Origin of the sequence: Pseudovibrio sp. W64 (assembly GCF_001623145.1) — a bacterium.
Classification (GTDB): Bacteria; Pseudomonadota; Alphaproteobacteria; order Rhizobiales; family Stappiaceae; genus Pseudovibrio.
This window is the reverse complement of record NZ_LMCI01000031.1, coordinates 210,216-216,217: the sequence shown is the minus strand read 5'-3', so window position 1 is coordinate 216,217 and position 6,002 is coordinate 210,216. Positions and strand designations below refer to the sequence as shown.

General features: G+C 49.5%; 4 protein-coding genes. All 4 read left to right on the top strand.

Translation table 11 applies throughout. From position 1 onward, the window contains the following. The first annotated feature begins 782 nt into the window (after positions 1 to 782). The 4 genes from PsW64_RS14360 (at position 783) to PsW64_RS14345 (ending at position 5,928) form a co-directional block, all read left to right on the top strand. Positions 783 to 1,742 carry a TAXI family TRAP transporter solute-binding subunit gene (locus tag PsW64_RS14360; RefSeq protein ID WP_063289846.1) on the top strand — a complete coding sequence of 320 codons (960 nt, stop codon included), beginning with the start codon at positions 783 to 785 and terminating at the stop codon, positions 1,740 to 1,742. A 128-nt stretch (positions 1,743 to 1,870) separates the two neighbouring features. After that, positions 1,871 to 4,486 carry a TRAP transporter permease gene (locus PsW64_RS14355; RefSeq protein ID WP_063289847.1) on the top strand — a complete coding sequence of 872 codons (2,616 nt, stop codon included), beginning with the start codon at positions 1,871 to 1,873 and terminating at the stop codon, positions 4,484 to 4,486. A gap of 42 nt (positions 4,487 to 4,528) precedes the next feature. Further along, on the top strand, positions 4,529 to 4,963 hold the full coding sequence (locus PsW64_RS14350; RefSeq protein ID WP_057462369.1) for a universal stress protein: 435 nt from the start codon (positions 4,529 to 4,531) through the stop codon (positions 4,961 to 4,963). A 227-nt stretch (positions 4,964 to 5,190) separates the two neighbouring features. After that, positions 5,191 to 5,928, top strand: a complete 738-nt coding sequence (locus PsW64_RS14345; RefSeq protein ID WP_063304040.1) for a cytochrome c biogenesis CcdA family protein — start codon at positions 5,191 to 5,193, stop codon at positions 5,926 to 5,928. The last annotated feature ends 74 nt before the right edge of the window (positions 5,929 to 6,002 follow it).

Sequence of the window (6,002 nt, the reverse complement as noted above, 5' to 3'; positions counted from 1 at the left end):
ACCAGCTGAGCTACGGGCTCTCGGCGGGACCGTTAGGTCGCTGCCTGTGAGGGGTCTTCTAAGGATTGCAGGGGCTTAGCGCAAGCGGTTTTTTCGATTTTCCACACGGAGCGTTTTTTGCGCTTATTTACCGCTCTTATGTTGTCTAAGCGATGAAATTACTGAAATCAGCTCAGTGTAAATGTGAGTAGTAAAATAATGTTAGGTTTCGCTTCCTTGTTTTTCCAATTGGCAGGTTCTTTATCTGGCAGAGTGTAGGGTGCAGTGCACAAAATGCGCTTTCCGCTATAATCTGCTCTAAGGTGGGAGAGCGCTGCAATCATCTCGTTCATCCCTTGGTTTTGGGGGTATTATTAGTTCTCTAGGTGAAATAACGTAGAGATATTGTTCGAAATGAAGCGTGATACTTCACAAAATCTGTAATACCTTAGTATACTATTTTGTGGAAGCAATCGGCAGTTTGCTGGTGTGTCACCTGATTTTTGGCAGTTTTTCGTGAAATATCTGTGGGGCTTTCGCGTGTGCGAAATGCTCATATATCTAAAAAATATTATTTGAATCAGTTTGTTAGGTGAATAGATATGCAGCTTGGTTGTTGCCGGCGGCTTTGAGAGTTTACTGGTAATCCAAGCAATAGATGTGTACGTATTTCACCGCTTTTGGCATCTTTCATTCTGTGCCAGTGGGAAATAGGCGTGTCTGATGGTTAAAATGCCAAGATTTCCTATTCGCGATACCGTGAGTAACGGGATCGCGCAATTACAACTTAAGTGGAGGTTCGTATGAAACTTAGCAATGTTGCAGTTGGAGCTGCGCTAATTGCGGTTAGCGTTGCAACTGGAGCTTCGGCAGAAAATCGTTTCGTATCCATCGGCACCGGCGGTGTTACCGGTGTTTACTACCCAACTGGTGGTGCGATCTGTCGTCTTGTAAACAAGACCCGTAAAGAGCACGGTATCCGCTGTTCTGTAGAATCTACAGGTGGTTCTGTTTACAACATCAACACCATTCAAAATGGTGAGCTGGAGTTCGGTGTTGCTCAGTCTGACGTTCAGGCGAATGCATACGAAGGTCGCTCCCAATGGGATGGCAAGCCTTTCGGTGAGTTGCGCTCTGTATTTTCTGTACATCCTGAGCCAGTAACAATGCTTGCTTCTAAAGGTTCCGGCGTAAACAACTACACCGACCTTAAGGGTAAGAAAGTCAACATCGGTAACCCAGGTTCCGGTCAGTATGCGACATGGCAGCTTCTTGAAAAAGAAGGTATCGTGAACAAGGCTGATCTTGCTCTGGCGACTGAGCTGAAGTCTGCGGAAGCTGGTTCTGCGCTTTGTGACGGCAAAATCGATGCTTACTACTGGCTGGTTGGTCACCCATCCGCATCTACTCAGGAAACTGTAAGCACCTGTGATGCGCAGCTTGTAAACGTTGAAGGTAAAGCGATCGACGATCTGGTCGACAAATACTCCTTCTACCGTAAAGCAACTATCCCAGCAGGCATGTACAACAACGCAGAAGACATCAACACCTTTGGTGTTGGCGCAACCTTCGTTTCTTCCGCTGCTGTGCCTAATGATGTTGTTTACGTCATTGTTAAATCTGTCTTCGAAAACTTCGACGACTTCAAAAAACTGCACCCTGCATTCAAAAACCTGAAAGAAGAAGAGATGATCAAGGCTTCCTTGACAGCTCCTCTGCATGACGGTGCAGTGAAGTACTACAAAGAACGTGGTTGGATGTAATCTACCCAAGTTTTCTACGATGCGGGGCTGTTCTGGCCCCGCATTTTTTGGCTTTCTATGAGATTTAGTAGGTTTCTTGCTCTGCCTTTACAGCTAAGGCAAAGGGGGAACTGTATTTGGGGGTGCAAATGAGTCCAGAACGACACAAAGCGCAAGTTGATGCGCAAGAATTGGTCGCTCAGGCAGATACCGGCGCACGAAGCCTGGCCGGTGGGCTAGGCGTGATGATTGCTGCCATTGCCTTTATCTGGTCCGTCTTTCAGCTTTATGTGGCCTCGAACGTTCCATTTTGGTTGAATGATACCTTTGGCATCAATCTCATTTTCAACAATTCTGCAGTTAGAAACATTCACCTGGCATTTGGCCTGGTGCTTGCTGCTTTTGCATACCCTCTGTTTTCCCGCAGCCCACGACACACCATACCGTGGTATGATTGGGTGCTCGCATTTTTAGGTGCTGCGGCTTGTCTCTACCTTGTGATTATGCGCTCTGAGATCGCTAATCGCGCCGGTCTTCCAACTCAGATGGATCTGATTGTGGCCACCACTGGCCTGACTGTGCTTGCGATTGCGGTGTACCGGAGCCTGGGCCTGCCTCTCGTTATTGTTGCTGCGGTTTTTGTTGGCTACGCGATGTTTGGCAACTCTCCTTGGCTGCCAGACGTCATTCAATGGCGTGGTGCCTCCTATGGTAAAGCCATGTGGCATTACTGGATTCAGGAGGAGGGCGTCTTCGGCGTTGCTGTTGGTGTTTCGGCGTCCATGATCTTCCTGTTTGTGCTGTTTGGTTCGCTGCTGGAGAAAGCTGGCGCGGGTAACTACTTTATCAAGGCCGCGTTTGCGCTTCTTGGGCATTTGCGTGGTGGCCCTGCAAAAGCGGCGGTTCTTGCCTCTGCGATGAGTGGTCTTTACTCTGGTTCTTCCATTGCGAATGTTGTGACCACTGGTACGTTCACCATTCCATTGATGAAGCGGACTGGCTTTCCTGCTGAAAAGGCGGGTGCTGTTGAAGTGGCTTCCTCTGTGAATGGTCAGTTGATGCCGCCTGTGATGGGTGCTGCAGCGTTCCTGATTGCTGAGTTTACCGGCACCAGTTACCATCAGGTTGTTATTCACGCCTTCATTCCAGCTGTGATTTCTTACATCGCGCTGGTGTACATCGTTCACCTCGAAGCTTTGAAGATGAACCTGAAAGGTCTGCCTAAGCCTCCGGTTCATGTAACCATTTTGCAGCGCCTGATTGGTGTACTGACAGGCTTTATCGGTATCACACTTGTGGGTGCTGCCGTGTATTACGGTCTGGGCTGGACGAAGACTGCGTTCCCGGCACTTACGTTCCCTGTTGTGCTAGCGTTGTTTGCTGCTGGCTATTTGTGGTTGGTGTATATCGCCGCGCAGGTTCCAGACCTTGAGGTGGACGATCCTAATGCGCCAGTGAGTGAGTTGCCTGCTGCTGGCGATGTTGGCCGTACTGGCTACTACTTCATCCTGCCAATTGTTGTTCTGATCTGGTGTATTCTCGTCGAGCGGTTCTCACCATCCCTGTCTGCGTTTTACGCGACTATGGCGATGACCTTCATCGTTGTGACCCAGCATCAGTTGAAAGCTTTCTTCCGTAAAGAATCTCAGGCCGGCCGTACATGGCAGGGTATTGTGGACTTCGTTGAAGGCATGATCGGCGGCGCTCGCAACATGATCGGCATTGCAGTCGCGACAGCTGCTGCGGGTATCATCGTGGGGACTGTGTCTTTGACCGGTATGCATCAGATGATTGCTGCATTGGTTGAGTTCCTGTCTGGCGGTAACCTGTTGCTGATGCTGGTGCTGGTTGCGGTGATGAGTTTGATCCTTGGTATGGGACTACCAACCACGGCGAACTATCTTGTTGTGTCCTCTCTGATGGCGCTGGTTGTTGTGGACCTTGGTGAACAGACCGGATTTATCGTTCCGTTGATCGCAGTTCACTTCTTCGTCTTCTACTTCGGTATTATGGCGGATGTGACGCCTCCGGTGGGGCTAGCCGCCTTTGCGGCAGCTGCGATCAGTCGTGGTGATCCGATCAAGACTGGTGTTCAGGGCTTCATTTACTCTTTGCGTACTGCCGCCCTCCCGTTCCTGTTCATCTTCAACACGGATCTTTTGCTGATTGATGTTGAGCCACTTCAGGCTGTCTTCGTCTTTATCGTCTCTGTGGTGGCGATGATGTTGTTTGCTGCGGCAACGCAAGGGTACTTCTTTGCGCGCTCCCGTCTGTGGGAATCCGTAGCGCTGCTTCTCATTGCGTTTACGCTGTTCCGTCCGGGCTTCTGGCTCGATCAGGTACAGGATCCATACGTAACTGCTACAGGTCCGCAAATCATGGAGATGGTTGGTGAAGCTCAGCCGGGTGATATGGTGCGTCTTAACCTCGCAGGTCCGGATTTTGATGACATGGATAAAATCCTGACACTGACATTGCCTCTATCTATTGGTGAGGAGCAGGGGGCTGATGCACGACTTGATGCATCTGGTCTGGTTACCATGCAGGATGACGGAGCTGTGGTGCTTGATGAACCATTCCCAGGCACGACATTTGCTGAAAAACTGCAGGGCTTTGACTTTTACGGAGATGTTCCGGTTGTGATCGTAAGTTCTCAGGTGGATGCAGAACGACTGCCAAAACAGTTGTTCTATATTCCGGCTTTGCTTCTGCTGTTGCTGGTTGTTGCACTTCAACGTCGACGCCAAACACAGCCCGCTTTTTAAGCGGGCTGTGCCATAAAACTATAATTTTTGAGGAGTTGGGAAATGTACTCCAATATCTTGCTGCCTTTGGATTTGAACGAAGAAAGCAGCTGGAAAACTGCGCTTCCCGTGGCTGTTGATTTGGCTCGTCATTACAAAGCTCAGCTTCATGTGGTGACGGTTCTGCCGGACTTTGGCAAATCTATCGTTGGTGGTTATTTCGCTCGCGAGTTTGAAACTGAGGCTTTGGAGCGTACGCGTGAGGCTCTTGAAGAGTTTCTTGATACGCAGCTTCCTGATGAGGAGCTGGATGTGAAAGGGCATATTGCTCACGGAACGATCTATGAAGAGATCACAAGCGCAGCGGATAAGCTGGGCACTGATTTGATTGTTTTGTCCTCGCATCGTCCTGAGCTGAAAGACTTCCTGCTTGGACCGAATGCGGCGCGTGTCGTGCGCCATGCCAACCAGTCTGTTCTGGTTGTACGTGACAACTAAAGGTCACAGTTGATATTTGTGGTCGACGGTAGGTAGCTGTTATTACCTACCGTTCACCAAAATGTGTCGCAGATTTTCTTGCCTGTTTGACGAAACACATCCAACTTTCAGCAAAATTGTATATATAAGCCTTGGTGATCTATTGATGGACTATGATGTCGTCACGCTTCCGCGCGTGCAAACGTCAGGTCATGTGGATGCATTCCAAGTGGAATTAGGATAGCTATATGTTGCAAGACATCACCCTTTGGGGCGCTTTTTTCGCAGGCATTTTGTCTTTTGTTTCTCCCTGCGTATTGCCGCTGGTGCCGCCTTATCTTGGGTATATTGCTGGTTTGTCCATCGAAGAGGTGACGAGCGAAGATAAGAGCGCTGCACAAAGCAATCGGGTTATGGTTGCCGCGATGTGTTTCGTTGCCGGTTTCTCAACCGTGTTTGTGTTGCTTGGTGCAAGTGCTTCATTCCTTGGTCAGTTTGTTCTGCAGTATTCGCAGTATCTTGCCTATCTTGCTGGCGGTATGATCATTATTATGGGCCTGCATTTTCTTGGCGCCTTTAAAATTGGGTTCCTCTACCGCGAAGCGCGTGTGCAGATTGACCGTCAGCCGGGTGGTTTTGGTGGTGCTTATCTGATGGGGCTTGCTTTTGGTTTTGGCTGGACACCGTGTATCGGCCCTGTTCTGGCAAGTATTCTCTTGATTGCCGGTACGCAGGCCTCGGTTAATCAGGGTGTTATTCTGCTCGCTGCCTATGCACTGGGTATTGGGGTGCCGTTCATGATTGCTGCGATGTTCGCAGGGCCGTTTATGGGCTTTATGGCACGCTTTCGTAAGCACATGGGGATGGTTGAAAAGGTGATGGGTGCGTTTCTCGTGCTCACCGGCGTTGGTTTCCTGACCGGTTACATTCAGGCATTTTCCTTCTGGCTGCTCGAAACGTTCCCGGTCTTTTCGCTGATCGGCTAATGGACGCTCCAGATCTTGAGATGAAAAAAGCAGGCTTTAAGGCCTGCTTTTTTGTGCTTGGTGTATTGCTTTAG